General features: G+C 71.0%; 32 protein-coding genes. 17 read left to right on the forward strand and 15 right to left on the reverse strand.

Annotation, left to right across the window (positions count from 1 at the left end; genetic code table 11):
- Positions 1-32 precede the first annotated feature (32 nt).
- Positions 33-818, reverse strand: a complete 786-nt coding sequence (locus AA23TX_RS43110; protein WP_155548681.1) for a protein phosphatase 2C domain-containing protein — start codon at positions 816-818, stop codon at positions 33-35.
- 93 nt (positions 819-911) lie between these two features.
- Between AA23TX_RS43110 and AA23TX_RS43115 the strand changes: the two genes are divergently transcribed.
- The gene (locus tag AA23TX_RS43115) at positions 912-1,121 is read left to right on the forward strand and encodes a sigma factor-like helix-turn-helix DNA-binding protein (protein WP_086675674.1); all 210 of its coding nucleotides are present in this window, start codon (positions 912-914) and stop codon (positions 1,119-1,121) included.
- Positions 1,121-1,648: a Clp protease N-terminal domain-containing protein gene (locus tag AA23TX_RS43120; protein ID WP_086675675.1), complete on the forward strand. Its 528-nt coding sequence runs from the start codon at positions 1,121-1,123 to the stop codon at positions 1,646-1,648. The genes AA23TX_RS43115 and AA23TX_RS43120 overlap by 1 nt, the downstream gene beginning before the upstream one ends.
- Here AA23TX_RS43120 and yczE read toward each other — a convergent pair.
- On the reverse strand, positions 1,645-2,265 hold the full coding sequence (gene yczE, locus AA23TX_RS43125; RefSeq protein ID WP_155548682.1) for a membrane protein YczE: 621 nt from the start codon (positions 2,263-2,265) through the stop codon (positions 1,645-1,647). The two genes, AA23TX_RS43120 and yczE, sit on opposite strands and share 4 nt — an antisense overlap.
- A gap of 61 nt (positions 2,266-2,326) precedes the next feature.
- Between yczE and yczR the strand changes: the two genes are divergently transcribed.
- On the forward strand, positions 2,327-3,772 hold the full coding sequence (gene yczR / locus AA23TX_RS43130) for a MocR-like transcription factor YczR (protein ID WP_196425851.1): 1,446 nt from the start codon (positions 2,327-2,329) through the stop codon (positions 3,770-3,772).
- Positions 3,773-4,279: 507 nt separating this feature from the next.
- Here yczR and AA23TX_RS43135 read toward each other — a convergent pair.
- Together AA23TX_RS43135 and AA23TX_RS43140 are read right to left on the reverse strand one after the other, a co-directional pair.
- On the reverse strand, positions 4,280-5,473 hold the full coding sequence (locus AA23TX_RS43135) for a hypothetical protein (RefSeq protein WP_230863065.1): 1,194 nt from the start codon (positions 5,471-5,473) through the stop codon (positions 4,280-4,282).
- Positions 5,474-6,243: 770 nt separating this feature from the next.
- Positions 6,244-7,410, reverse strand: coding sequence for a pyridoxal phosphate-dependent aminotransferase (locus AA23TX_RS43140; RefSeq protein ID WP_155548684.1), 1,167 nt, complete (start codon positions 7,408-7,410; stop codon positions 6,244-6,246).
- 29 nt (positions 7,411-7,439) lie between these two features.
- Here AA23TX_RS43140 and AA23TX_RS43145 point away from each other — a divergent pair, with 29 nt between their 5' ends.
- Complete coding sequence (locus tag AA23TX_RS43145) at positions 7,440-8,738, forward strand: DUF445 domain-containing protein (protein WP_155548685.1); 1,299 nt, start codon at positions 7,440-7,442, stop codon at positions 8,736-8,738.
- A gap of 289 nt (positions 8,739-9,027) precedes the next feature.
- Here the strand turns inward: AA23TX_RS43145 and AA23TX_RS43150 are convergent, their stop codons facing one another.
- The gene (locus AA23TX_RS43150) at positions 9,028-9,498 is read right to left on the reverse strand and encodes a CGNR zinc finger domain-containing protein (RefSeq protein ID WP_155548686.1); all 471 of its coding nucleotides are present in this window, start codon (positions 9,496-9,498) and stop codon (positions 9,028-9,030) included.
- 90 nt (positions 9,499-9,588) lie between these two features.
- Between AA23TX_RS43150 and AA23TX_RS43155 the strand changes: the two genes are divergently transcribed.
- The 3 genes from AA23TX_RS43155 to AA23TX_RS43165 are packed head-to-tail and all read left to right on the forward strand — an operon-like array spanning position 9,589 to position 10,940.
- Positions 9,589-9,957, forward strand: coding sequence for a VOC family protein (locus tag AA23TX_RS43155; RefSeq protein WP_155548687.1), 369 nt, complete (start codon positions 9,589-9,591; stop codon positions 9,955-9,957).
- Between the two features lie 25 nt (positions 9,958-9,982).
- Positions 9,983-10,327, forward strand: a complete 345-nt coding sequence (locus AA23TX_RS43160; RefSeq protein WP_277875473.1) for a TFIIB-type zinc ribbon-containing protein — start codon at positions 9,983-9,985, stop codon at positions 10,325-10,327.
- A gap of 1 nt (position 10,328) precedes the next feature.
- Complete coding sequence (locus AA23TX_RS43165) at positions 10,329-10,940, forward strand: AAA family ATPase (protein WP_155548689.1); 612 nt, start codon at positions 10,329-10,331, stop codon at positions 10,938-10,940.
- On the opposite strand, the gene AA23TX_RS43170 is transcribed toward AA23TX_RS43165, so the two are convergent.
- Positions 10,937-12,109: a methyltransferase domain-containing protein gene (locus AA23TX_RS43170; protein ID WP_155548690.1), complete on the reverse strand. Its 1,173-nt coding sequence runs from the start codon at positions 12,107-12,109 to the stop codon at positions 10,937-10,939. The genes AA23TX_RS43165 and AA23TX_RS43170 overlap by 4 nt on opposite strands.
- A 249-nt stretch (positions 12,110-12,358) precedes the next feature.
- Between AA23TX_RS43170 and AA23TX_RS43175 the strand changes: the two genes are divergently transcribed.
- The 7 genes from AA23TX_RS43175 (at position 12,359) to AA23TX_RS43205 (ending at position 17,581) form a co-directional block, all read left to right on the forward strand.
- Complete coding sequence (locus AA23TX_RS43175; RefSeq protein ID WP_155549445.1) at positions 12,359-12,796, forward strand: helix-turn-helix domain-containing protein; 438 nt, start codon at positions 12,359-12,361, stop codon at positions 12,794-12,796.
- A gap of 2 nt (positions 12,797-12,798) precedes the next feature.
- Positions 12,799-13,488, forward strand: a complete 690-nt coding sequence (locus AA23TX_RS43180; RefSeq protein ID WP_155548691.1) for a hypothetical protein — start codon at positions 12,799-12,801, stop codon at positions 13,486-13,488.
- 207 nt (positions 13,489-13,695) lie between these two features.
- Complete coding sequence (locus AA23TX_RS43185; RefSeq protein WP_155548692.1) at positions 13,696-13,989, forward strand: DUF2516 family protein; 294 nt, start codon at positions 13,696-13,698, stop codon at positions 13,987-13,989.
- Positions 13,990-14,035: 46 nt separating this feature from the next.
- Positions 14,036-14,578 carry a YbaK/EbsC family protein gene (locus AA23TX_RS43190; RefSeq protein WP_155548693.1) on the forward strand — a complete coding sequence of 181 codons (543 nt, stop codon included), beginning with the start codon at positions 14,036-14,038 and terminating at the stop codon, positions 14,576-14,578.
- Positions 14,575-15,582: an ornithine cyclodeaminase family protein gene (locus AA23TX_RS43195; protein WP_155548694.1), complete on the forward strand. Its 1,008-nt coding sequence runs from the start codon at positions 14,575-14,577 to the stop codon at positions 15,580-15,582. Before AA23TX_RS43190 ends, AA23TX_RS43195 begins: the two co-directional genes overlap by 4 nt.
- Positions 15,579-17,027 (forward strand): aromatic amino acid lyase, encoded by a 1,449-nt coding sequence (locus AA23TX_RS43200; protein WP_155548695.1) that lies wholly within the window; start codon positions 15,579-15,581, stop codon positions 17,025-17,027. The genes AA23TX_RS43195 and AA23TX_RS43200 overlap by 4 nt, the downstream gene beginning before the upstream one ends.
- A gap of 2 nt (positions 17,028-17,029) precedes the next feature.
- Positions 17,030-17,581, forward strand: a complete 552-nt coding sequence (locus AA23TX_RS43205) for a cadmium resistance transporter (protein WP_155549446.1) — start codon at positions 17,030-17,032, stop codon at positions 17,579-17,581.
- Here the strand turns inward: AA23TX_RS43205 and AA23TX_RS43210 are convergent.
- The 4 genes from AA23TX_RS43210 to AA23TX_RS43225 are packed head-to-tail and all read right to left on the reverse strand — an operon-like array spanning position 17,578 to position 20,057.
- Positions 17,578-17,757 carry a DUF397 domain-containing protein gene (locus AA23TX_RS43210; RefSeq protein ID WP_230863066.1) on the reverse strand — a complete coding sequence of 60 codons (180 nt, stop codon included), beginning with the start codon at positions 17,755-17,757 and terminating at the stop codon, positions 17,578-17,580. The genes AA23TX_RS43205 and AA23TX_RS43210 overlap by 4 nt on opposite strands.
- Positions 17,758-17,773: 16 nt before the next feature.
- Entirely contained in the window at positions 17,774-18,610 is an 837-nt protein-coding gene (locus AA23TX_RS43215) for a helix-turn-helix domain-containing protein (protein ID WP_155548697.1), read from the reverse strand.
- A 38-nt stretch (positions 18,611-18,648) separates the two neighbouring features.
- On the reverse strand, positions 18,649-19,362 hold the full coding sequence (locus tag AA23TX_RS43220; protein WP_155548698.1) for an ABC transporter permease: 714 nt from the start codon (positions 19,360-19,362) through the stop codon (positions 18,649-18,651).
- A complete protein-coding gene (locus tag AA23TX_RS43225) occupies positions 19,359-20,057 on the reverse strand; it encodes an ABC transporter permease (protein ID WP_155548699.1) in 699 nt (232 codons plus the stop codon). Before AA23TX_RS43225 ends, AA23TX_RS43220 begins: the two co-directional genes overlap by 4 nt.
- Before the next feature lie 137 nt (positions 20,058-20,194).
- On the opposite strand from AA23TX_RS43225, the gene AA23TX_RS43230 reads away from it, so the two are divergent.
- Positions 20,195-21,118 (forward strand): ABC transporter substrate-binding protein, encoded by a 924-nt coding sequence (locus tag AA23TX_RS43230; RefSeq protein ID WP_155548700.1) that lies wholly within the window; start codon positions 20,195-20,197, stop codon positions 21,116-21,118.
- On the opposite strand, the gene AA23TX_RS43235 is transcribed toward AA23TX_RS43230, so the two are convergent.
- Together AA23TX_RS43235 and AA23TX_RS43240 are read right to left on the reverse strand one after the other, a co-directional pair.
- A complete protein-coding gene (locus tag AA23TX_RS43235) occupies positions 21,115-21,888 on the reverse strand; it encodes a class I SAM-dependent methyltransferase (RefSeq protein WP_155548701.1) in 774 nt (257 codons plus the stop codon). The genes AA23TX_RS43230 and AA23TX_RS43235 overlap by 4 nt on opposite strands.
- 30 nt (positions 21,889-21,918) lie before the next feature.
- Positions 21,919-22,401, reverse strand: coding sequence for a MarR family transcriptional regulator (locus AA23TX_RS43240; RefSeq protein ID WP_155548702.1), 483 nt, complete (start codon positions 22,399-22,401; stop codon positions 21,919-21,921).
- Between the two features lie 84 nt (positions 22,402-22,485).
- Between AA23TX_RS43240 and AA23TX_RS43245 the strand changes: the two genes are divergently transcribed.
- Entirely contained in the window at positions 22,486-22,920 is a 435-nt protein-coding gene (locus tag AA23TX_RS43245) for an SRPBCC family protein (protein ID WP_155548703.1), read from the forward strand.
- 95 nt (positions 22,921-23,015) lie between these two features.
- Positions 23,016-24,032 carry an NADP-dependent oxidoreductase gene (locus AA23TX_RS43250; RefSeq protein WP_155548704.1) on the forward strand — a complete coding sequence of 339 codons (1,017 nt, stop codon included), beginning with the start codon at positions 23,016-23,018 and terminating at the stop codon, positions 24,030-24,032.
- Here AA23TX_RS43250 and AA23TX_RS43255 read toward each other — a convergent pair.
- Genes AA23TX_RS43255 through AA23TX_RS43265 form a run of 3 tightly spaced genes read right to left on the reverse strand, consistent with a single transcriptional unit; the run spans position 24,029 to position 25,898 of the window.
- The gene (locus AA23TX_RS43255) at positions 24,029-24,658 is read right to left on the reverse strand and encodes a haloacid dehalogenase type II (protein ID WP_155548705.1); all 630 of its coding nucleotides are present in this window, start codon (positions 24,656-24,658) and stop codon (positions 24,029-24,031) included. The genes AA23TX_RS43250 and AA23TX_RS43255 overlap by 4 nt on opposite strands.
- Before the next feature lie 4 nt (positions 24,659-24,662).
- Entirely contained in the window at positions 24,663-25,277 is a 615-nt protein-coding gene (locus AA23TX_RS43260; protein ID WP_155548706.1) for a pyridoxamine 5'-phosphate oxidase family protein, read from the reverse strand.
- A 9-nt stretch (positions 25,278-25,286) separates the two neighbouring features.
- Positions 25,287-25,898: a TetR/AcrR family transcriptional regulator gene (locus tag AA23TX_RS43265; protein WP_155548707.1), complete on the reverse strand. Its 612-nt coding sequence runs from the start codon at positions 25,896-25,898 to the stop codon at positions 25,287-25,289.
- Positions 25,899-25,901: the final 3 nt, after the last annotated feature.

Consider the following 25,901-nt stretch of genomic DNA (forward strand, 5'->3'; position numbering starts at 1 on the left):
ATCCAGGTTCTCGAAGAACCGGACGGCCGTGATCAGGGAAGACCCTGAATTCCCCCGGATGCGAAGTCGATCAGCACCAGGGCCTGGTCGTCGTGGCGCTTCGGACGCGGCCAGCGCTCGCCGTCCGGGTCCTGCTTTTCCGCGGTCCGGACGGCGTCCAGCACGGCGTCCGGACCGTCGGCGCGGGTGATCGCCAGCACTTCCCGCCAGTCGAACAGCTCGTACTGGTCGACGCCGATGGAGACACCGTCGCTGGCGAGCACGACGGCGTCGACGTCGGTCCTCCGCCAGCTCCGGCGGACGGCGTGCGCGGCGGCGCCGGGATCGGCTTCGGCGACCCAGAAGCCGTCGTGGGCGTTGCGCCGGCGCCGGACGTCGGCGCCGGTCTGGAGCATCCCGCGCCGCCGCAGCCGCGCGAGCCGGTCGTCCGAGACGACGTCGACACCGAAGTCACCGAACCCGACGACCGGGCTGTCGGCCAGCACCAGCGCTTCGACGCGGTCTTCGAGCCACCGAACGGCGGCGACGGTGCTCGACGGCGACTGCTGCGGACGCAGGGCGTTCTCGGTCGTCACGACGGCGATCGCGCTGGTCAGGAGGTCGGTCAGGTCGGCTTCGGGGGCTGCGCCGAGGTCGTCGGCGAGACGCTGGGCCAGCCGTTCGGCGTACCAGCCGCCCGGGGGCAGCGCGGGGTCCGGCGAGGTGGCGCCGTCGAGGAGGAGCACGGCGTTGTCGAGGACGACGACGTGGTCTTCGGTCGGGCGGGGGTGGCCGTCGGCGCCCACCCCGGCCCGCTCGGCGATCACGATCTCGGGCATTGCCCGACTGTACGTCGCCCGTCCGGGAGCTTCGCGCTGGAGACTGTCAACTCAGGTTGACAACACCGCACCTGTCAACGTAGGTTGACAAGCATGACGGAAGCGACGGACCTGGCCGCCCGGGCCGGCGACCGCGATCCCCGGGTGGGGCTTCGCGCGGTCGCCGCGCTCCGGCGGCTGGTGGAACAACTGGAGGCCGTGCAGGTCCGCAGTGCGCGGATCGACGGCTGGTCGTGGCAGGAGATCGCCGCCGAGCTGGGGGTCAGCCGGCAGGCCGTGCACAAGAAGTACGGGAGGCACTGATGTTCGAGCGGTTCACGGCGGACGCGCGGCTCGCGGTCGTCGAAGCGCAGATGACGGCGCGGCAGTCCGGCTCGGTGGAAGTCGGGCCGGTGGACCTGCTGGCCGGGTTGCTCAAGACCGGGGTCCCCCTGCTCACCGAGCTGGGCGTCGCCACCGACGACCTGGCCGCGGAACTGGAGCGGACGAGACGGCGGGGCGGGGTCAGCGACGCCGACGCCGAGGCGCTCACCGAGTTCGGCATCGACGTCGAGCAGATCGTCGAAAGCGTCGAGCGGACCCACGGCGAGGGCGCGCTGGCCGGCCGGCTCGGCCCGGCCAAGCGGGGGCACGTCCCGTTCACGTCCCAGTCGAAGAAGACCCTGGAGCTGAGCCTCAAGGAGGCCGTCCGGCTGGGGGACAAGCACCTCGGGCAGGAGCACATCCTGCTCGCGCTGGCCCAGCAGCGCGGCACCGACGACGTCCTCGCCCGGCGCGGCGCCGACTACCTGACGCTGCGCCGGGCGGTGCAGCAGCGCAAAGCGGGTTAGCTCTCACGCCAGGTGGTCAGCGGCAGCAGCGCCTGGGTGAGCGGTCCGATGGCCAGTGCGTAGAGCACGGTGCCGATGCCGACGGTCCCGCCGAGCAGGAAACCGATGCCGACCACGGTGACCTCGATGCCGGTGCGCACCAGCCGGACCGACCAGCCGGTGCGTCCCGCGAGCCCGGTCATCAGGCCGTCGCGGGGGCCTGGGCCGAGCCGCGCGCCGACGTACGTGGCGGTGGCGACGCCGTTCAGGAGCACTCCGCCGGCCAGCAGCGCGATCTGCCACACCAGGTCGTGCTGGTCCGGGAGGAAGGCCCGGACGACGTCGACCATCACCGAGATGACCACGACGTTCGCGATCGTGCCGATCCCGGGGCGCTGGCGCAGCGGGATCCACAGCAGGAGCACGACCACGGAAATCAGCCCGGTGATCGTGCCGAACGTCAGCCCGGTGTGCTTCATGACGCCTTCGGCGAGCACGCTCCACGGCTCGAGGCCGAGGCCCGCGCGGGTCACGAAGGCGACGCTGGTGCCGTAGAGGGCGAGGCCCACGAGCAGCTGGGTACTGCGGCGGACGGGGTCGCGGGAGATCCGGACGGGCCGGAGATCGATCTGAGCCACGTCTTCACTATCAGGGCAAGGTGGTCTGGTAAACCATAGCCACTTCGAGGATATTGGTCTTATGGAATCCGTCATCCCGGTAGGTGGACGCATCTCCGGCCCTCGATTGGCCGTCATGCTGGGCTCGTGGCGGCAAGGATCGCGGCAGGGGGCGGCCGACCTGGCCGGGGCCATCGAGCTGCAGGTGCTGGACGGCCAGCTCCCGCTCGGCACCCGGCTGCCCGCCGAGCGCGAGCTGGCCGACGCGCTCGGCGTCAGCCGGACGCTCATCGGCGCGGCCCTGGACCGGTTGCGGGAGAACGGGTTCGTCGCGAGCCGCCGCGGCGCGGGGTCGTGGATCGCCGCGCCCGGACGTCGTCGCCGCGGACCGCTCGCGCCGGTGCACGACGGTGCGATCGACTTCACCCACGCGTCTTCGCCGGCCATCGCGGGCCTGGCCGCGGCGGTCGACGCGGCCCGCGTCGGGCTGGCCGACCACCTCGGTGACCACGGCTACCAGGAACGCGGCCTGCTCGGCCTGCGAGAGAAGATCGCGCGGCGCTACACCGAACGCGGCCTGCCGACGACGCCCGCGCAGGTCATGGTCACCAACGGCGCGCACCACGCGTTCGTCCTGGTCCTGCGGATGCTCGCGGGCCCCGGCGACCGCGTGCTCGTCGAGCAGCCGACGTACCCGAACGCGCTCGAGGCGATCCGCGCCGCGCACGCGATCCCGGTGCCGGTGGCGCTCGACCCGACCGGGGCCCGCGGCTGGGACATCGCGGGCGTCGACGCCGCGCTGCGCCAGGCGAACCCGCGGTTCGCCTACCTCGTCGTCGACTTCCAGAACCCGACCGGCCTGCGCCTGGACACCGAAGGCCGCCGGCGGCTCGGCACCGTGCTGGCCCGCGCCCGGACGCCGGTGGTCGTCGACGAGACGCTCGTCGAGCTGGACCTGGAAGGCGACCCGCTCCACGGGCCGCCGCCGCTGGCCGCGTTCGCCGGCGACCTGGCGATCTGCGTCGGCTCGGCGTCGAAGACGCACTGGGGCGGGCTGCGGCTCGGCTGGATCCGGGCGTCGGAGGACCTGCTCGGCCGGCTGGTTTCGGCGCGCTACGCGGTCGACCTCGGGTCACCGGTGTTCGAGCAGATCGTGCTGACCGAGCTGCTGGCCGACGAGGCCGCTCTGGCCCGGCGGCGGGAGGAGCTGCGCGGCTACCGCGACGCGCTGGCCGGCGCGGTGCACCGGTACCTGCCGGACTGGACGTTCACCCTGCCGAAGGGCGGCCTGTCGCTGTGGTGCCGCATGCCGGAGCCGGTGAGCTCACGGCTGGCGGTGGCGGCGGCGAGCCACGGCGTCCAGGTGGCGCCCGGTTCCCGCTTCGGCGTCCACGGTGGTCTGGAGCGGTGGATCCGGCTGCCGTTTTCCTTGCCGCCGGACAAGATCGACGAAGCGGTCCGGCGGCTGAGCGCCGCCGCGGCGTCGGTCAGTGGCACGCCGGCCTCGCTGGACGCGCCGATCGCCTAGGTCCGGACAGAACGAACCGGTGCGCTGGATGCGAGCCTGCTCCCAGGGATGGGCGGCGTTCGTGAGCATCCAGCGCACCGGTTCGGTGTTCACACCCCCGTTCGCGGACGTGACCCCGCTCGCGGGTAACCGCTGGCTTCCCGGCACAGCCCCTCGACGTGCCGGGAAGCCCGCGGTTCAGGCGCGCTCTCGGTACTGCGAGATCTCGCTCGGCGCGGTGAGCGAAAACTCCCGGAGCACGCCCGGTGTGGGTCCCGGCGCCACGGGGGCAGCGCGGCGCCGGGACCGGGATCCGACCCGGCCGGGCGCGGTCGGCCGGTCGGAAAGACTGTGGTTTCGCATGGGTTTACGCCCCTGGGGTACGTCGGACGCGGGCGAGCGTCACGAGACGTGAAAGAGTCACGAATTTCGTACTGGAGCTGGGGGAATCGTCACGCGATCACCGCGTGGCCGTGCGTCGAGTTGATCTTGTTTTGGACGCAGTTCTCCCCGGCTGCCCGGTTTGGGTCAGTCGGGAGAGGTGGTGGGCAGGGCGGCTTCCCTGCCCGCGCCGTCGACGTCGTGGTCGCGGCTGGCGCCGATGAGCTTCAGCTGGGTGGTAGTGGCGTCGTCGGTGTGGACGGCGAACTGGTGGCGGACGCCACCGGGGCCGTCGTGGCCGGGAGCGGCGGTCGGGGCCGGCGCGCTCGGGGCGCTGGTGCCGCCGGGCAGGCCCGGGGTGCTGTCACCGCCGCCGTTGCGGGCGTGCACGCCGGAGTCACGCGGCTGCTCCTGCTGGGCGGGCCGGGTGTTCTGCACCTCGACGAGGTGCACGACCGCGACCCGGGAGGTCTGCTGGGTCGTCGTGGGCGTCTCGGTGGACGCGGTCTCAGCGACGGCCGGGGTGGTGGTCGGCTGGGTGACGGTTTCGCCGGTGACGACGCCGGGCACGGTGACCGTGACGCCGCCCGAGTTCGAGCTGCCGCCCAGGATCGGGTCGAGGATGTCGTCGAGGGGGAGCAGGACGGGCGCGTCCGGGTTGTTCGCGGGCGGCTGGGTGAGCGGCGCGAGAACGGTGTGGGACAGCGTGTCCGTGACGGTGCTGACCGTCTGCAGGGTCCCGCTGACGGTCGTGGTGACCGTGTTCAGCGTGCCGCCGACCACGTTGAGGACGCCGCCGAGGAGCCCGCCGAGCAGGCCGTCGCCGGAGGAGGAGGTCGTCTTGGTGGTCGTCGACTTGGCTGCGGGTTCGGTGACGAGCTTCGTCGCGGAGGTGACGGTGCCGACGAGCCCGTTCAGCAGTCCGCCGCCGGAGGAGGTGGCCTTCGTCGTGGTCGCGGGTGCGGCCGCCGGCTCTTCGGCGGGCTGAGTGTCCTTCGTGGACTCGGTCGCGGTCGTTCCGGGTGCCGCGGCGGTCTCGTCGGCCACGGTCTCGTCGGCCTTGGTCTCGTCGGACTGGGCCTTGTCGGACGGCTGCGCGCACCGGTCGGCGGCTTCGCGGTGGCTCTTGTGGTGCTTGCCGTGCGCGAAGAGCTTCGCGGAGTGGTCCACAGTGGAGGAGACGGCGGGGGCGGCCGGGCAGCTCGCCGTCTCGGCGGCCGAAGCGGCGCTCCCGGACAGCGCGCCGGTGAGCAGCCAGCCCGCCAGCGTCAGGCCGCCGGCGATCACGATCTTGGCCGCGGGACGATGCAGGGCCGCAGTCCACGGGCGGGGCGTGCGCACGCGCGCACGAGGGGACTCACCCGCTGTGAGCGCAGGCCGTGCGAGGACGCTGCGGCACGCGTTCGCCGTGCTCCCCACCGCCACCACCACCGTCCGCGCCTGAAACTCTCGCGATGCCCGCTCGAGTCTGTTCTTGCTGGGGTCTTTCTCCGGCCAGGTCGCAGTTCCCTCGGGGCTGCACTCTTTCTAGCACCGCTCGGGAGTCTTTCATCTCTCCCGCTTTCGATCCAGCCCGTAAGGCGGAACGGCCCTACCGGGCAAGGTATCTGCGGCCGACAAGTTGATCACTCTCAGTGCCGTTCGGGTGCTCCGCTGCGGCCATTCGGACGAGTACTGCAACTTGCACATTCGAGCGTTGACCTGATGTTTCCGGCACCGCGGTCGCTTTCCGTGCCGACACAGTGGCTTTGGGTGCGCGCACCCGCTTTTCGGCCGGATGGCCGGGAAGGCGTCCGGAGGGTGCGACCCGCACTGGGCCGAATGGGTCCACAGTGGTCGGTCCACCGGGATCCGCGCCGGTCGGGCCACTCCGGTCCGTGATCGTCGACGGCCGGATGCCCGCTGGTCCGGACCGGGCTCGCCAGGCGGCGCCGCAGACACGGAATCGCCTTCATGATCGCGGAGCGTGACTGCCCGCTACGGCAACCGGTCGACCCCCGCCGCGCGTGCCGCGCCGGTCACCGGACGCGTCCGGCCTCGGCGCGCGCGGTTCGCCGGCTTTTCTCTCCCGAATTCCCCGCCGGAAAGTTTCCGTCTCGTCTCCGCGGTCGTCAGACCAGTTTGCGCAACCGGGTGACGCCTTCGTCGATGACGTCGTTGCGCTTGCAGAACGCGAAACGCAGGAGGTGTTTCCACTCGTCCGGGTGATCGGTGAACACCTTGACGGGGACCGCGGCGACGCCGACCCGGCCGGGCAGTTCCCACGCGAGGTCGGCGGCGTCGGTGAAGCCCAGCGGCCGCACGTCGACGCAGACGAAGTACGTGCCCGCCGTCGGCCGCACCGCGAACCCGGCGTCGGCCAGCCCGGCCGACAGCCGGTCGCGCTTCTCCTCCAGCGACGACCGCAGGCCGTCGACCCAGGCCAGTTCGTGGTCGAGCGCGTGCGCGACGGCCGGCTGCAGCGGCCCGCCGGACACGAAGGTGATGAACTGCTTCGCCGCCTTCACCGCCGCGACGAGCTCCGGTGTCGAGCAGACCCAGCCGATCTTCCAGCCGGTGCAGTTGAACGTCTTCCCGGCGCTGGAGATGCTGACCGTCCGCGGCCGCATGCCGGGCAGCGTGACCAGCGGGATGTGCTCGTTGTCGTCGAAGACCAGGTGCTCGTAGACCTCGTCGCAGATCGCGATGAGGTCGTGCTCGACGCACAGCGCGGCGAGCGACTCCAGCTCGGCGCGGGTGAACACGGTGCCGGTCGGGTTGTGCGGCGAGTTGACCAGGATCGCCCGCGTCCGCGGCGTGACGGCGGCCCGCAGGCCCTCGACGTCCAGGCCGAACCGGCCGTCTTCGCCCTCGACCAGCCCGACGACCTTGCGTTCGGCGCCCGCCATCGCGACCGCGGCGGCGTAGGAGTCGTAGTAGGGCTCGATGACGATGACCTCGTCGCCGGGCTCGGTCAGCGCGATCAGCGCAGCGGTGATGGCCTCGGTGGCGCCGGCGGTGACCAGGATCTCCGTGTCCGGGTCGTACTCGGTGCCGTAGCGCTGCCGGTGCCGCGCGATCGCCGCGCGCAGCTCGGGCCGCCCGGGCCCCGGCGGGTACTGGTTGGCCCCGCCGAACAGCGCGTTCTTGGCCGCTTCGAGCATGCCGGCCGGGCCGTCGGTGTCCGGGAAGCCCTGGCCGAGGTTGACGGCGTCGTGCTTGACCGCGAGCGCCGTCATCTCGGCGAAGATGGTCGAGGTGAACGGCCGGAGACGGGGGACGAGAGCAGGTTCGCGCACGATCACCGATCCTCGCGGACAATGGCAGGGTGGAGCAACTGACCCCCGCCAAGGTGACGCCCGCCGACCCGCCGGGCGGCGCCGCCGGCGAAGAGGAAAAGCGGCGCGCGCTGCGCAAGATGAAGCTGGTCGCGCTGTCGTTCCTGATCGGCGCCACCGTCGTGTTCCTGCTGACGAGCTGGGCGCAGTCGGCCGGCTGGCCGGGCTGGGTCGGCTACGTGCGAGCCGCGGCCGAGGCCGGCATGGTCGGCGCGCTGGCCGACTGGTTCGCCGTCACGGCGCTCTTCCGCCACCCGCTCGGGCTGAAGATCCCGCACACGGCGATCATCCCGAACAAGAAGGACGCGCTGGGCAACAGCCTCGGCGACTTCGTCGGGTCGAACTTCCTGTCCGAGGAGGTCGTCCGCGACAAGCTGAAGCGCGTCGAGCTTTCGCGGCGTCTCGGCGGCTGGCTGGCGCAGGAGGACAACGCCGAGCGCGTGACGTCCGAGCTGGCGACGATGGTCCGGGCGGCGGTCCGGGTCCTGCGCGACGAGGACGTCCAGGCGATCATGGAGCAGGCCGTCGCGCGCCGGATCATCGACAAGCCGTGGGGCCCGCCGCTGGGCAAGATCCTGCAGGGCGTGTTCGCCGACGGCGCGCACCACAAGCTGGTCGACCTCATGTGCGACCGCGGCTACGAGTGGGTCCGCGACAACCACACGACGATGCTGCGCGTGGTGTCCGACCGCGCGCCGAGCTGGTCGCCGAAGTTCGTCGACGAGATGCTCGCGGACAAGGTCTACGGCGAGGTGCTGTCGTTCGCGTGGGCGGTCAAGACCGACGTGAACCACCCGATGCGGCTGGCGCTGGACAAGTTCCTCGGCGAGTTCGCGCAGGACCTGCAGACCGACCCGGAGGTGATGGCCCGCGCCGAGCAGGTGAAGGGCCAGATCGTGCACCACGAGGAGGTCCAGCGCCTGATCGGCTCGGCGTGGAGCACGGCGAAGGAGATGCTGCTGACGGCGGCGGAGGACCCGTCGAGCGAGCTGCGCCGGCGCGTCCGCCTCGGCCTGACCTCGCTGGGCACGCGCCTGGTGTCGGACGACCAGCTCCGAGCGAAGGCCGACGGCTGGGTCGAGGGCGCGGCTGCGTACCTGGTGAAGAACTACTCCCACGAGATCACGACGATCATCACGGACACGGTCGAGCGCTGGGACGCCGAGGAGACGTCGCGCAAGATCGAGCTCCAGGTGGGCCGTGACCTGCAGTTCATCCGCATCAACGGCACGGTGGTGGGTGCGCTGGCCGGGCTGGTCATCTACGCGGTGGCGGAGCTGCTGTTCTGACGGCTGAGGCGTATACCACAGCTGGGGGAGGTTCAAACGAGTTGTCCACAGGAAGCTGAGTTATCCCCGGGGTTATCCACAGGTTTTCACGGTGATGGCCTAATGGGTGTCCACAACGTATGGGGGCGGGGCTCTCTGGGGCGTGGATATGTGGGGGGTTGCGGCTGAGTTGTCCACAGCCGTTCGTGGGTCCGCCGCTCGGATGAGAGCGACTTGCCAGGGGCTTGAGGGGGCTTGAGGCCGCCGCTCAGCCCGCCGCGGTTGGCGCCTGCCGGGAGACGGCCGACCCTCAGCCCGCCGCGGTCTCCGCCGCCCGGGCTCGCCAGCCGCGGGCCTTCTCGCGGTTTCCGCACACCCTCATCGAGCACCACGTGCGGGACCTGTTCCTGGACTCGTCGTAGAACGCCCACAGGCACGTGTCGGCCGGGCAGATCTTCAGCCGGATCCACTCGCCGCGGACCACCAGCCGGGCGCAGGCCGCGAACACCGCCCCCACGACGTCGTCCGCCACCAGCTCCGGGCCGTCGTCCGTCAACGAGATCCGCGTGCCCACGTCGAGGCTTCCGCCGGGCAGCCGGGGGTCGCCGACAGCGGCTCGCAGCGCGTCTCGGGCCGCGCGGGCCTCGGGGGCCGGATTGGCCGTCAACGCCCTCCCGGCCGCCCACCTGTGCCACTGCCCGGGATCTTCGAGCAGGTCAGTGCCCTCTTCGACGTTGACCGTGTTGAGGAACTCCACGACGAGAGACGCGTCGGTGTGCACCCACCCAGTGTACGGCGGTCGGTGGTTGCTCCCGCGCGCAGTAACCCACATACTACGAACAATGGTTACTCGCGATCGAAGGGAGCGACGATGAGTGCGGTACCGACGCTGGGTGTGGTGGCGCTGGACTGCCCCGACCCGGTGGCACTCGCCGGGTTCTACCGGGCCGTGCTGGAGTGGGACGCGCCCGATGTCGCCGACGACGGCCACTGGGTCACGCTCGCCAACCCGCTCGGGGGCGCCGGCCTCGCCTTCCAGCGGGTGGCCGACTACCGGCCGCCGGCCTGGCCGTCCGCCGAGAACCCGCAGCAGCTGCACCTGGACCTCACCGTCACCGACCTCGAAGCGGCGCACGAGCGCGTCCTCGGTCTCGGCGCGAAACTGCTGGACGACGCGCCGGAGACGTTCCGCGTCTACGCCGATCCGGCGGGCCACCCGTTCTGCCTCTGCGCCTGCTGACCGATTTGTGCGTAGGCTCGCATGTGTGATTTGTCCGAAGTGTCAGAACCAGATGCGGACCGTGGACAAGAACGGCGTCCACATCGAGCAGTGCGAGGGCTGTCGCGGGATCTTCCTGGACCGCGGTGAGCTCGAAGCGATCGCCGGTGCGGAAAGTTCGTTCTACGGCCGCCAGCCACCGCCCTACCAGGGCGGCCACGGCCGTCCCGACTCGCCGCGCCCCTACCGCGGCGGCCATCCGGACTCGCCCAAGGCGTACCGCGGCGGGTACGCGGACTCGCCGCGGCCGCACCGCGGGTACTCGGATTCGCCGAGGCCGTACGGGCACGGCAACCGCAAGCGCGGCTTCCTCGAGAACCTCTTCGACTGAGGTGGGTCTCGACCTGCGGATCTGCCCGGCGTGCGGCGATCTGGCGGAGCGTCCCATCGTCGCGGGCACGGTCCTCACGTGCCGCCGGTGCGGCCACGAGTGGCCGTTCCGGAAGCTGCCGCTGTTCGCGCTGACCGGCCCGAGCGGAGCCGGGAAGTCGACGGTGGGGCCGCTGCTGGCGGCCCGGCTCGGTGGTGACGTCGTCGTGCTGGACCAGGACATCCTCTGGGTCGGTGCCCTGCGCGACGAGGTCGGCACGTTCCGGTCGGTGTGGCTGCGGATGGCGGCGATGCTCCACCAGAACGGCCGGCCGGTCGTGCTGTGCGGCACGGTCGCGCCACCGGAGTTCGAGCCGCTGCCGGAGAGGGCGTTCTTCAGCGAGATCCACTACCTGGCGCTGGTCGGCACGCCGGAGTCGCTGGGCAGGCGGCTGCGGGCGCGCCCGGCGTGGCGGGAGTGGGACGAGCCGCGGATCGAGGAGATGCTGGAGTTCAACGAGTGGCTCCGGAAGTCGGCACCGGAGCTGGGTGTCGACCTCTTCGACACCACGGACGTCTCTAGGGAGGCGACGGCCGACCACGCCGAGAAGTGGATCCGCGACCGGCTGCCTTAGCCGAGCGGCCAGGTGCGGCCGCCCGGTTCGTCGAGCCAGAACTCCTGGCGGTCGGCGGTGACCGTCACCCCGAACCGGTCGCGGTCCGGCTTGTCCAGCTCGCACCACTCGACGTAGGCCGCTTCGGCGAGCTCCCACAGGGCTCGCGGGCCGCCCTGGGCCACCTCGTCCGCGCCCGCGCGCTTGCGGTGGCGGACCCACGAGCCGTCCGGGTGGACGAGCGCGACGCCGCTGTCGCCCGGGCCGCCCGCCGCGTGCGGGTCCGTGCCGTCGCCGTCGCGCACCGGCCGCACGCCCGGCATCGCCAGCCCGGCGAAGAACTCGAACTGCCGGCGCGGCTGGAGCACCGACGCCATCGGCAGCCGCGTCTGCTCCCAGTCGTCGCGTGACGGCATCGGCAGCGGATCGGCCTGCGCCAGCCGATGTGCGCGAAGCGGCATGAAACGGCCGTCGCGCGCGAGGACGCGGCCCTGCGCGGTGCCGTCCTCGCCGGCGACGAGCCGGACCAGCCCGGCGCCGATCGGCCGGTTCAGCGTCGTCACGATCAGCCCGTCCGGGGTGGTCTGCGCCAGCCACGCGAGCGGGATCGAAGAAACCGAAGCGGTGCACAGCACCCGGTCGAACAGCGTGCCCGCCGGGAAGCCGAGCGCGCCGTCGCCCACCGCGCACGTCGGCCGGTAGCCCGCCGCGGCCAGCCGCTCGCGCGCCTCGCCGGCGATCACCGGGTCTATGTCCACAGTGGACACCAGGCCGGCGCCGCAGCGGTGGCTCAGCAGCGCGGCGTTGTAGCCGGTGCCGGTACCGATCTCGAGCACGCGCTGCCCGTCCCGGACCCGCAGCTCCTCGAGCATGATCGCCATGATCGACGGCATGCTCGACGAGCTGGTCGGCGTGCCCGCCACCGGCCCGGTGCGCCGGGCGAGCTCCCAGCGGTCCGGGTCGTCGTCCAGCTGCGTGACCAGCACCTCGCGCGAGTAGACGGTCTCCAGCCAGCCCGGGTCGTCCCGGTCGACCGCCGCCCACAGCCCGCCCGCGGGTGCGAAGAACCGCGGCAGGAAGACGTGGCGCGGTACCGCTCGGAACGCGGCGATCCATTCCGGGGCGTGCAGGACGTCCTCGTCGAGCAGGTGCTCGACGAGGCGCCGCCGCAGCCGGGCCGAGCGCGTCATGCGACCACGTTACTGATCCGACCACGAGTAGGCCGACCCCCGAGCGGTGCGTAATCAAAGCTTCGAAGTCATCGGCCGTGACTGTGGTCGGATTGGTAACCATCGAGCCCGGTAGCGGGTGAGGACGGCCACAGCGGCTATTGCAAGCAGAGTGCTTGCAATAGCTAGCACCCGCGCGTACCGTCGAAAGGGTCGCGAGGAGGTGACCGGATGGCAGAGACCGGTGGGACGTCAGGATCCGGCAGCCCCATGGACAAGGTCGCGGACATCGCCTCCGACATCGGCGAGTACATCCGCCAGCAGCGCAACACCGCGAAGATCTCGTTGCGCCAGCTGTCGAAGCTCGCCGGCGTGTCCAACCCGTACCTGAGCCAGATCGAGCGCGGGGTGCGCAAGCCCAGCGCGGAGATCCTGCAGCAGATCGCGAAGGGCCTGCGCATTTCGGCGGAAGCGCTGTATGTGCAAGCCGGGATCCTCGATCTGCCGACGGGTGGTCCGGTGGGCGACGCGATCCGCGCCGACGCCGAGCTGACCGAACGGCAGAAGCAGGTCCTGCTCGACGTCTACGAGTCCTTCCGCCGGGAGAACGCCGCGGCACGGCCGGCCGCCGAGTCGTCTCCCGCTCCGGACACCGTGGACACCTCAGACACCCCAGACACCACTCCAGCCGCCAACACCAGGGAGTAACCATGACCACGCCCAAGACCGAAGACGTCAAGAAGGCCGTCACCACCGCCCTCGACCAGGTCCGCACCCCGCTGCTCGCCGCGCTCGGCGCCGGCAACCTGGCCGGGCAGGCCGTCACCGACGCCGTGGCGAAGGCCCGCGAGAACGTGACCAAGAGCGGCGAGACCGCCCGCAAGAACCTGCAGGAGCTGCCGACCGACGTCGAGAGCCTGCGCGAGAAGCTGGACCCGGCCGAGCTGCGCAAGGTCATCGACGAGTACACCGAGGCCGCGCTCAAGCTGTACAACAAGCTGGCCGAGTCGGGCGAGCAGGCGTGGGACAAGTTCTCCACGCAGCCGCAGGTCAAGAAGGCCATCGAGCAGCTCGAGGAGGCCCTGACCACCGCGCAGGGCCAGGTCGAGGGTGTGACCTCCGAGGTCCGCGAGCGCGTCGACGGCGTGCTGGGCACCTTCACCAAGCGCACCCGCTCGGTCGGCGAGAAGACCGCCCGCAAGGTGACCGAGGTCGCCGGCGACGCCGCCGAGGCCATCGAGGAGCTGGGTGACGACGTCGCCCACGAGACCCGTTCCGCGAGCCGCAAGGTCGCGAACAAGACCGCTCCGAAGACGGCCACCCCGGCCCGTCGCACGACCACCGGCACCACCACCAGCGCCGCCGCGAAGAAGCCGGCCGCGCCGAAGACCGACAAGTAAAGCCGAAGGCCGACCGGTAACCGAGCCGATGTTTACCAATCCGACCACAGCCACGGCCGCATGGCTTCGCAGCGACGGTCACGTGCCGCGTGAGGGGCGGCCTGCTTTTGGCCGGATTGGTAAATAAGCCGTGAACACCCCGGCCCCGCCACCGCACCCCGGTGGCGGGGCCGGGGTCGTTCGGGCGGTTTGCCGTAAGCTGTCGCTGTGCTGGTTGCCATCTGGATCCTCGAAGTAGTCCACTGGGGCAGCGCGCTGGTCGGGCTCTTCGCGTTCGTGCACGCGCTCCTGCAGCGCGCCGACGCCTACTCGGCGGCCGACCGCAAGACCAAGCCCATCTGGATGCTCATCACCGGCGGCGCGACGCTCGCCATGGCGCTGTTCAGCGTGATGGGCCCGGGGATGATCTTCTGGGTGCCGGCCATGGCCGCGGCCCTGGTCTACATCGTGGACGTCCGCCCCAAGCTCATCGAGGTCCAGCGCGGCGGCTCCAACTGGTAGTCGCCGATGCCGGATCGGCGGCGATCGGCACGGTTAGGGTGGCGAGGTGACCTGGACGATTGCCGGGAGCCTCACCGTGGTTCCCGCCCCCACGCGTACCGACCTGCTCGCCGACCCCGTCGCCAAGGCCCTGGAAGCGCTGGCCGACCCGGACGCCGTCGGCGTCGCCGAGATCGACCCGGCGCTGGCCGACACCGCCGCCTTCTGCGAGACCTACGGTTCGCCGCTCGACGCGTCCGCGAACTGTGTCGTCGTCGCCGGCAAGCGCGCCGGTGAAGTCCGGTTCGCGGCCGCGCTCGTGCTCGCGACGACCCGCGCCGACGTCAACGGCGTGATCAAGCGCCGCCTCGACGTCCGCAAGGCGTCGTTCGCGCCGATGGACGAGGCCGTCTCGCTGACCGGGATGGAGTACGGCGGCATCACGCCCGTCGGCCTTCCCGCCGACTGGCCGATCCTGATCGACCAGCGCGTCGCCGACGCTCCCGAGCTGGTCATCGGCAGCGGGATCCGCGGCAGCAAGCTGCTGATCTCCGGCGCCGCGCTGGCCTCGCTGCCCGGCGCCGAGGTCATCGAGGACCTCGCCAAGTGACGTCCGTCTGGCTCCGGTACCTCACCGGTGCCGACATCGACTCGCTCGGCGTCACCGAAGCGGACATCGTCGGCGCGGTCGAGGACGTCCTCGGCGACCACGGCCGCGGCCAGGTCGTCTTCGAGCCGCGTACGCACCTGGTGCCGGACAACGGCGGCAAGGGCCACTTCAACATCCTTCGCGGCCACTTGTCCGCGAAGCAGGTCAGTGGCGTGAAGGTCGTCGGTGACTTCGTGGGGAACTTCGAACGGGGCCTCCCTTCCGAAATGGCGTTGATCCTGCTGCTCGACCCGGACACGGGCATGCCGCGGGCCATCGTCGACGGCACGATGATCACCGAGGCCCGCACCGGCGCGATGACCGCCGTCGGCGCGAAGTACCTGGCGCGCCCGGACTCGCGGGTGCTCGGGCACATCGGCGCCCGCGGCACCGCCTGGTGGAACGTCGTCCTCCTCGACTCCTTGTTCGACTTCGCCGAAATCCGCGTGACCAGCAAGCGCCCGGAGTCCCGCGAGGACTTCGGCCGCCGGCTCTCCGAACGGCTCGGCAAGGACGTCCGCGTCTGCGCCACGGCCGAGGAGACCCTGGACGGCGCGGACATCCAGGTCGAGGCCTCCCGGCTGGTCGAACCCGAACCGCTGGTGCGGCGCGAGTTCCTCCGGCCGGGCACCTTCCTGGTGCCCTACGGCACGATCAGCGCGCTGGAGCTCACGCTGCTCGACGACGTCGACAAGGTCGTCGTCGACGACTGGCGCGAATCGCAGTCCGGCAACCCGCGGTTCGGCGCCCTGCGCCCGCAGCTCAACGCCGGCCTCCTCACCGCGGACGGGGTCCACGCCGAGATCGGCGACATCGTGGCCGGGAAGAAGCCGGGCCGCGAGCACGACGCCGAGCGGATCCTGTTCTGGCACCGCGGACTGTCCACAACGGACGTCGCGGTGGCGAACATGATCCTGGCCCGTGCCGAGGCTTCCGGCGTCGGCACCATGCTGCCGTACCGATGATCGTCACCGGAAGCGAGTTCGCCGACGGTGAACGGTTGGAATTGGCCGATTCGCTGCTGGAGACGCTTTTCCAACGCCGGAAGGCGCTCTTGACGGCGCTCGAAAGCCGCGAAAAGCCCGTCTACGGCGTCAACACCGGGATGGGACGGCTGGCGGGCGTCGCGCTCGACGCGCGGCAGCAGGCGGACCACCAGCGCGGCCTGCTGATCGGCCGCGCGGTCGGCGGCCCGCCGTGGCTCCCGCCGGAGGACGTCCGCGCGCTGCTCGTCGCGCGGCTGCGCGACTTCCTGCAGCCGTGGTCCGGGGTGAGTGCGGAGCTGGTGCAGTTCCTCGTGGACCGCCTGAATGACGGCTTCACGCCCGCGGTGCCGCGCTCCGGCCTCGGCAGCTCGGGCGAGATCATCCCGCTGTCCCACGCCTTCCAGACTTTCCTCGGCATCGGCACGGTCCTCGAAGACGGCATCGAGACCCCCGCGGCGGACGCGCTCGCGAGGCGCGGCGTAGCGCCGTACGTGTTGGGGCCCAAGGAAGGTGCTTCGCTGCTTCAGGGTTCGCCGCTGGCGATGGTGCACGCGCAGCGCGGCTGGGCCGAAACGCGGCAGCTCATCGCCCTGCAGACGCTCACCGAGGCGATGGCGATCGACGTCCTCGGGGCGCCGCGCGAGGTGTTCTCGCCGGTGATGGCCGGCAGCGACGACCACCTGAGCTCCGTGCTGGTTTCCCTGGGCGGCTTGATCGGCCCGGGCCCGGTGCGGCCGGGCGTCGTGCAGGCGCCGCTGTCGGTCCGGGTCGCGCCACGGGCGCTGGCCCACGCGTCCCGCGTGCACGCCGACCTGCGGGAAACCGTGCGGCGCTGGGAATCGATGCCCGGCGACTCCCCGTCGTTCATCGACGGGGCGTTCATCCCGGGGACGGGTTACCACGCGGTCGACCTCGGCCTGCGGATGGACGCGGTGACGGCGGCGCTGGTGCACCTCGGCGAGATCTCGGTGCAGCGGATGCACCGCCTGCTCGACGAGCGCTTCAGCGGCCTCCCGGCGCAGCTCACCGCGGATCCGGGGCCGCGGGCGGGGTTGGTGCCGCTGCACAAGAGGGCGGTGGGCGAGCTGCACGCGCTGCGTCGCCTCGCGACGCCCGCGACGCTCGGTTCGATCGACACATCGGCCGGTCAGGAGGACGTGCAAGCGTTTGCGTGGGCGGCCGGCGAGCAACTCCGCGCGGCGTCTTCGCACCTTTTCGCGATCACCGCTTGCGAGCTGGTCGCGGGTTCGCAAGGGCGGTATCTGGCTTCCGGTGACGGCGTTCCCGACCTGCGCGCGGGGTACGAGTGGGTGCGGTCGATCGTGCCGCCGGTCGACGAGGACCGCCCGCTGGGACCCGAGGTCGAGCGCTTGGTTTCCGCTTGCCGGGCCGCGCGGTTCACCGAACTCTCGACGCTGGAGTGAGCCTGGACCTGGGCCTGATCGGGCAGGCCGCGGCGATGTTCGCCGTGACGAACGTCGACGACCTCGTGCTGCTCGCCGTGTTCTTCGGGCAGGCCACCGCGCTGACGGTCGTGGCCGGGCAGTTCCTCGGCTTCGGCGCGATCCTGGCCGTCTCGGTCGCGGGCGCGCTAGGGGCCGGGTTGCTGCCCGACGGCGCCGTCCGCTGGCTCGGCGTGCTGCCGGTGCTGCTCGGGATCCGGGCGGTCTGGCAGGCGCGGCGCTCCGGAGACGGCGGGCCGCCGCCGGCCACCGGAGTGCTCGGCATCGCGGCCGTGTGCTTCGCCAACGGTGGCGACAACGTCGGTGTCTACGTGCCCGCCTTCGCCGCGACCGGGCCCGGCGGCCTGGTCGGCTACAGCGTGGTGTTCCTGGTGGGCGTGGCCGTGTGGTGCCTCGCCGGGCGGTTCCTCGCGACGCGGCCGGGTGTCGCGCGGGTGCTCGCGCGGTGGGGGCACGTCGTGCTGCCCGTGGTGCTGATCGCGCTCGGCGTGCTGATCCTGCTCGGGGCGTTCTAGCGGGCGATTTCGCCGATGTGGCGCCAGGTTTCGGGCGACACGGTCAGCGTGCCGGACGTCGGCGCCTTCGAGTCCCGGACCGCGACCGAGCCGGGCGTGAACGCAACCTCGACGCAGGCACCCTGGGAACCTTCGCCGGAACTGTAGCTGCTCTTGCGCCAGCTGAGGTCGGACACGATCGTTCACCTCGAGTCAGGTCTCGGTGATCACCTGCCGGATCAGCCGGATCGAGTCCGGTTCGTCGTACGCGAGATCGGCGAGGTGGCGGAAAGCCAGCCTAGCAGTGTGGACGTCCTTGGCTTTCTCGAACTGAAGCGAGCCGAAGCCGTGTTCGATGTAGGCGATGTCCGGCTCCCGCAGGCGCGGATAGCTGAGGATGATGAAGCTGCCGTTCCGCCCGGAGTGGATGCCGTGGTTGATGGGCACGACCTGCACCGTCACGTTGGGCAGTTCGGCGCGCTTGATGATCTGCTCGAGCTGTGCGCACTGGTCATCGGGGAGGAGATCGGGGCGCCGGAGCACGGATTCGTCGATGATGGCGTGGTACTCGAGCGGCGGGTCCTCGGTCAGCCTGGCCTGGCGACGCAGGCGGACCGCGATCTCGTTCTCCAGCCTGCGACCGGACAACGGGTCCCGCGCATCGGCGAACGCGGCGCGCATCCCGGCCTCGGTCTGCAGCAGTCCGGGCACGAAGCCGAGCTGGTACTCGCGGACCTCATCAGCGTCGGCTTCCAACGCGATATAGCCCTGGTCGTTGAGGCCGTAGGCGTGCCACCAGCCCTTCTCCCACGCGCGGTCGTACTGGCGGACCCAGTCGTCGTAGTCCGACACGATCACGCCGTAGCGGTCGAGCAGCGCCAAGAAGCCGTTGTAATCCGGCAAGTGACCCAGCTCGATGCGGCTCATCTTGTTCTTGTTGAACCGCATGGGCTCGCCGGCTTCGACCTGCGTGAGCCCGGCGTCCTCACGCAGCCGTCGGAGCTTGTTCGCGAGCAGGCGCTTGCGGGCGTTGGGCTTCGGCCGATCCATGCACGGATCGTAAGGTGTGACTGCGCAGGGTGAGATTCCTACGACTCGCGGCGGGCGTTCTGCAGGGCCAGGCCTCGGGGTGTGGCCAAACGGGTGATCAGCGCGAACAGGCCGTCGCACGCGAGCGCCAGGACCACCGCGGCCAGACCACCCGCGAAGATCTCGCCGTAGCCCGCCGCGCCCAGCGCGAAGCCGTCGACGATGTAGCGGCCGAGACCGCCGCCGTCGTTGACGATCGCGCCGATGGCGACCGTCGCGATCAGCTGCAGGAACGCCACCCGCGCGCCGGCCAGGAGCACCGGGGACGCCAGCGGCAGCTCGACGCGGAACATGATCTGCCACTCGCGGTACCCCGTGCCGCGGGCCGCGTCGACCGTTTCCTGTTCCAGGGACACCACACCCGCGTACGTGTTCGTGAACAGCGGCGGCATCGCCAGCGCGACGAGCGCGAGCAGCAGGGGCCAGAACGTCGTGTCGAACTCCCAGCGGCTGGCCAGGAACCAGAACAGGATGATCAGGCCGAAGCTGGGGATCGCGCGGCCGATGTTCACCGCGCTGCTCGCGAGGAACGCGCCCTTGCGGTAGTGGGCCAGCCACAGCGCCGCCGGGATCGTCAGTACCGCCGCGATCACCAGCGCCAGCACCGAAAACCGGAGGTGCTCCAGCGTCCGGTACGGGATGCCGGCCTTGTCCGTCCAGCTCCAGCGGTTCGGGTCCGAGAGCCACGCGTTCAGCTGGTCGAGGAAGCTCATCGCGTCCGCACCTTCCGCGACCAGGGCGCCAGCAGGCGTTCGCTGAGCCACAGCACCAGATCCACGACCACCGCCAGCACCACCGAGAGCACCACGCCGACGAGGATCTCCGTCGGGTTGGGCGTCGCCGTCTGGATGCCCGCGCGGATGAAGTAGCCCAGGCCGCCGAGGCCGAGCATCGACGTGACCGTGACCAGGCCGATCGTCGTCACCGCGGCGACGCGCAGCCCGGCGATCACCACCGGCAGCGCGAGCGGCAGCTCGATCTGCCAGAGCAGCTTGCCGCGCGTGTAGCCCATGCCGACCGCGGCCTCGCGGACCTCGTTCGGCACCTGGTCGACGCCCGTGACGATGTTGCGGACCAGGATGAGCAGCGTGTACGTCGCGAGCGGGATCATCGCGGTGAGGAACGTCAGCCCGAAGAACGGCACCAGCACGGCGAACGCGCCGAGGCTCGGGATCACGTACAGCGCGCCGGCCGTGCCCAGGATGACCGGGTACGACCAGCGGTACCGCAGTGAGAGCACCGCGAGCGCGATCGAGACGACCAGCCCGACGCCGAGCGCGGCGGCGGTCAGCGAGATGTGTTCGCCGAGGCGCTGGACGATGTCGTCCGCGTTGCGGTCCACCCACTTCCACTGGAAGATCGGGGGTCCGCTATCGGCGGCCAGCGGGGTCACCGCGGTCACGTGCACCCGGCGACCCTACCCCGATTGGACGGATGTATTCCGAAGACTGGGAAATCGAGGGGTTTTCTCCCAAGATGTGGGCGATTGTCGGTGGGCGGCGCTAGGGTCCTTTCGTCTGTTCGAGTGACGAGGGAGTGGGATTCGTGCGCTGGTTCCGGAACGCGTCCGTGGTGGCGGTGGCCGTCGCGGCGACGCTCGGTTTGGCCGCCTGTGGGGGTGGCAGCGACAGCGGTGACAAGCCCGCCGCGCAGGGCAAAGGTGGGGCGCCGATCGTCGTCGCGTCCTTCAACTTCACCGACAGCCAGATCCTCGCCGAGATCTACGCGCAGGCGCTGGAGGCCAAGGGCTACCCGGTGACGCGCAAGCTGAACCTGGGCTCGCGGGAGCTGATCTACCCGTCGCTGAAGTCCGGTGAGCTGCAGTTCATCCCGGAGTACCAGGGTGCGGCGATCACCACGGGCTTCGGCAAGGAGGCCGGGAAGACCGCGCAGGAGGAGCACGACCAGCTGGCCAAGCTGTTCGAGCCCAGCGGCGTCGGCCTGCTGAACTTCGCCGCGGCGGAGGACAAGAACACCTACATCGTCAAGTCCGACCTGGCCAAGGAAAAGGGCATCGCGTCCATCAGCGACCTCAAGAAGCTGGACAAGGTCGTCATGGCGGGGCCGCCGGAGTGCGAGAAGCGGCTGCCGTGCTTCCAGGGCTTCAAGGACGTCTACAAGCTGACGAACGCGACGTTCCAGACGATCCAGGAAGCCGGGCCGCGGGTCGAGCAGCTGAAGTCGGGCGCCGTCACGGTGATCCCGGTCGACTCGGTCAGCCCGCTGACCGGCGACTCGAACTACACGGTGCTCAAGGACGACCTGAACATCGTGCCGACCGAGAACGTCGTGCCGGCGGTGAACAAGAAGGTCCTCGACGAGCGCGGCGCCGACTTCGCGACCGCGGTCAACGCGGTGAGCGCGAAGCTGACGACGGACGTCATGCGCGACCTGAACAAGAAGGTCGACTCGGACGGCGAGAAGGCCGCCGACGTCGCGAAGGACTGGCTCTCGCAGGCCGGTCTCTAAGCGGTTCCGCGGACCACCCAGGCTCGGGCCGACAACGGGATCGAGCCGTCCGGGCTGGTCGGCAGGCGGCTGCGCAGGAGTTCACGGATCTGGTCCCGGCGGGCCTCGGGGAGTGTCGCGAGGTACGCCGGGGCCGGGCCCTGCGCGCCGAGGAACGGCTGCCAGTAGTCGTCGAAATCCGTGAACACGGTCGGGACCTTGATCTCGTCGACGGACACCCCGGTCAGGCCCGCGTCCGTCCACAAGCGACCGAGCGGCTCCGGGCGGCACAGCGTGAACCGGCGGCCTTCGTCCAGCTCGGCGACCTTCGCCGGATCCAGCTCGGCGGCGGCCTCCCAGAAGTGCCGGATCAGCTGCATGCCTTCGGCGAGGTCCCAGAGGTACGCCGCGGCCACGCCGCGTGTCACGCGGGCGATCTCCGCCGCCGCGCGCGCCGGATCGGGGACGAAGTTCAGGACCAGGCCGGAAACCACGACGTCGAAGTGGTCGTCCGGGAAGGGCAGCTCACGGGCGTCGGCGACCGAGAACGACGCGCGCGGATCGGGCACGCTCGCGCGGGCGGTCTTCAGGAATCCCTCGGACGGGTCGACGCCGACGACCTCCGCCGGGGCGCCCGCTTCGAGCACCGCCGACGTCAGCGCGCCGGTTCCGCAGCCGACGTCGAGCCAGCGCCGGCTCGCCGGGACGCCCAGCCGCCGGACGAACACCGGCGCGACCCGGCGGCTCCACCGGCCGATGTAGGACTCGTACGCGTCGCCCGTCTGCCACATGCCTGGGAGTACAGCACAAAGAACCGCTGGTCAGCCGTTAGCCAGGTCACCCGTCGCCGCGTTGCCCGCTGACGTCGCGCGCCGCAGGAAGCCGGCGATCAGGGCCAGCTCCTCCTCGCTGTAGCCGGCGCAGAGGTCGTCCATGGCCGTGTTCATCCCCGCGTACAGCCGGAACAGCTCCGCGTTGCGGCCGCGGACCGCGCGCACCGCGACCGCGCGGCGGTCGGCCGCCTCCGGGTCGCGCTCGCGGACGATCCAGCCGCCCTTCTGCAGCCGGTCGAGGATGCCGGTCATCGTCGCCGGGTGCAGCCCGGCGCGGCGGGCGAGCGCGCTCGGGCTCAGCGGACCGTGCCTGCCGATCAGCTCCAGGCAGTCGAGGTCGACGTCCTTGAGCGCGAGGTGGGCGCTGACCTGGTGGTTCAGCAGCGAAAGCTGGTTGCGCAGGTCGCGCAGCGACTCCTTGACCTCGACCGTCGACCGGCGCCGACGGGTGGCGTCCGGCGTGGCTGTCATGCACGTCAGCCTAACGCGGTGCACTGCCTCCGGGGCGGTGGTGGAATCGTGGGTCAGGATCGGTACCTCGGGCAAAGGAGTGAAATGGGAAAGGTCACGGCCACCGCGGAGCGCACCATCGAGGCCCCGGCCGACAAGGTCCGCGCGCTCGTCGCCGACTACGCCGAAACGCGCCCGAAGCTGCTCACCGAGCACTACCGCGACTACGAGGTGACCGAGGGCGGCGTCGGCGCCGGGACCAAGGCCGGCTGGAAGCTGCAGGCGACGTCCAAGCGCGTGCGCGACGTCAAGGCGACGGTCAGCGAGCCGAAGCCCGGCACGCTGGTCGAGACCGACGCGAACTCGAGCATGGTCACCACCTGGTCGGTCACCGAGGCCGGCGAGCGCAGCGTCGTGAAGATCGAGACCACCTGGGAGGGCGCCGGCGGCATCGGCGGCTTCTTCGAGAAGACCTTCGCGCCCGGTGGGCTCAAGAAGATCTACGACGGCGTTCTCGGCAAGCTCGCCGAGATCGTGTGACGCCTCACAATCGGAATGTGCGCCCCGGTTAGTAGGTTGCAGCCAGAGGAATCCGGGGCGCCTGCCCCGCTTCGACAGACTTGAGGAGTTCGACGGTGAACGCACCCACCCAGGCGACCGAAATCCGGCTGGCTTCGCGTCCGGACGGTGTCCCGACGCAGGACAACTTCGAGGTCGTCGACACCGAGATCCCCACCCCCGGTGAGGGGCAGATCCTGGTGCGCAACCTGATCATGAGCGTCGACCCGGCCATGCGTGGCCGCATGCGCGACGTCAAGTCGTACGCGCCGCCCTTCGCGGTCGGCGAGGTCATGTCCGGTGGGGCGGTCGGCGAGGTCGTCGAGTCGAACGTCGACGACGTCAAGCCGGGCGACCACGTGCTGCACCAGGCCGGCTGGCGCACCCACGCCGTCCTCGACGCCCAGCGCTACGTCAAGGTCGACGCTGCCGCGGCCCCGCTTTCGACGTACCTCGGCGTGCTCGGCATGCCGGGCCTGACCGCGTACGCGGGCCTGCTGGAGTCGGCCGAGTTCAAGCCGGGCGACACGGTGTTCGTCTCGGGCGCGGCCGGCGCGGTCGGCTCGCTCGTCGGGCAGCTCGCGAAGCTGAAGGGCGCCAAGCGCGTCATCGGCTCGGCGGGTTCGGCGGAGAAGGTGCGGCACCTGGTCGAGGACCTCGGCTTCGACGCGGCCTTCAACTACAAGGACGGCCCGGTCGCCGCGCAGCTGGCCGAGGCCGCGCCCGAGGGCATCGACGTCTACTTCGACAACGTCGGCGGCGAGCACCTCGAAGCGGCGATCAACTCGATCACCGTGCACGGCCGGATCGCCGTCTGCGGCATGATCTCGCAGTACAACGCCACCGAGCCGACGCCGGCGCCGCGCAACCTCGCGCAGATCATCGCCAAGCGGCTCACCATCCGCGGCCTGCTGGTGATCGACCACTGGCACCTGCAGGAGCAGTTCGTCAGCGAGATCGCGCCGCTGGTGAAGTCCGGCGAGATCAAGTACTCGGAGACCTTCGTCGACGGCATCCGCAACGCGCCGGAGGCGTTCCTGGGCCTGCTGTCCGGGGCCAACACCGGCAAGATGCTGGTCCGGATCGCGGACTAGAGGACGCCGGCCAGCTCGGTCAGCGACGAGATCGTGTACGTCGGCTCGGGCGAGCCGGGCAGCGGGCGGACGCCGGGGCGGGCGAGCAACGCCGTCCGCAGCCCGGCCGCCTGCGCGCCCGCGATGTCCCAGTCGTGGGCGGCGATCATCACCGCGTTCCGGCCTTCGACGGAGTAGGCGTCCAGCACCTGCCGGTACGGCTCCGGCGCGGGCTTGAGCCGGCCGGCCTGCTCGGCCGAGAAGATCCGGTCGAAGAGCTTGGCCAGGCCGGAGTTCTGCAGCTGCGCCTCGGCGGTGGCGAGCGGCGAGTTCGTCAGCGCGACGACGTCGTGGCCGGCTTCGCGCAGCTTGGCGAGGCCGGCTTCGGCGTCCGGGTGGGCGGGGAGGTGCCGGAGTCCTTCGCCGATCTCGGCGAGGTCCACGGCGTGCCCGTGCCGGGCGGCGACCTCGGTGGCGGCTTCGCCCGCGATGCCCGCGAAATCGCGGTAGCCGCCGGTCGCCGTCACCGTCAGGACGGTGTGGATGGCCAGCCCGAACCACTCGCGCCGCAGTGCGGGCCCGCCGATCAGCGGGTCCATGGCGCTGAGGTCGAGCAGGGTCTCGTTGACGTCGAACACGCAGAGCATGGGTTCAGTATTGCGAGTTCAGCGCGCCTTCGGTGAGTCTCGCGTCCAGTTCTTCCGCCGACGTCGGCAGGGACATCTGGTCGCGCAGGATGGTGCCCATGGTCGGCAGCGCCGCGCGCTCCGGCCAGGTTTCCGGCTGCCACAGCGAAGACCGCAGGAACGCCTTCGCGCAGTGCATGAACAGCTCTTCGACCTCGACGACCACCGCGAGCTTCGGCCGCTTCCCCCGCACCACCAGCTCGTCGAAGTACGGCGCGTCCGCCACCAGCTTCGCGCGGCCGTTGACCCGCAGCGTCTCGTTCATCCCCGGTACCAGGAACAGCAGGCCGGCGTGCGGATTGTCGATGATGTTGCGGAAGCTGTCGATCAGCTTGTTGCCCGGCCGGTCGGCCAGCACCAGCGTCCGGTCGTCGAGCACCAGCACCGAACCCGCCGGGTCGCCGCGGGGTGAGACGTCACAGCTGCCGTCCGGCGCCGACGTCGCCAGCAGCACGAACGGCGAGTGCGCGATCAGCGTTCGCGCGTGCTCGTCGATGCGGTCGATGATCTTCCGCCGCGTGGTCGGCTTCGGCTCACCCAGCAGTTCGCGCAAGGCCTCGTGCGTGTCGATGGTCCCCATGTCTTCAAGCTAGCGCGCACCACCGACAGTCCGGCCCGCGATCGCGATCCGGGCGGCCTCCGTCGACTTCTTCACCACGAGGTCCACCGAGTAGCCGTGCTTCACGAAAACGCCGTCGAGCTGGAACGTGCCGTAGCCGTGGGCCTGGGTGAACAGCTGCTCCATCAGCTCCAGCGCCGTCGCCGGGTCGGGGGCGACCGCCAGGCAGCGCATCAGGAACTCGTCGGTGAGCCGGCGGGTCTGTTCGACCAGTTCCACGTGGTCCGGGCTGTGGAGGCCGTCGGCGTAGATGACGTTCATCCCGGCCCGGCGCTCGATCAGGTACCGCGTGTACGCGCCTGCCCCCGCGGCCAGTGCGTCCGCCGGGTCGTCGTGCTCGGCCGCCGCCGCAGCGACGCGTTCGGCCAGCTGGCAGGCGATGTGGCAGGCGACCTCGGCGAGCAGGCTCTCGCGGGTCGGGAAGTGCCTGTACGGCGCGCCGGGGCTGACGTTCGCGAGCTTCGCGACCTTCGCCACCGAGAAGCCCTCGAGGCCCTGCTCGGCGATCAGGTCGAGTGAGACGCGCACGAGCTCGCCCCGGAGGTCGCCGTGGTGGTACTTGCCGCCCATGACCTGGATCACGTC

The sequence above is a fragment of the Amycolatopsis camponoti genome, assembly GCF_902497555.1.
GTDB classification, from domain to species: domain Bacteria; phylum Actinomycetota; class Actinomycetes; order Mycobacteriales; family Pseudonocardiaceae; genus Amycolatopsis; species Amycolatopsis camponoti.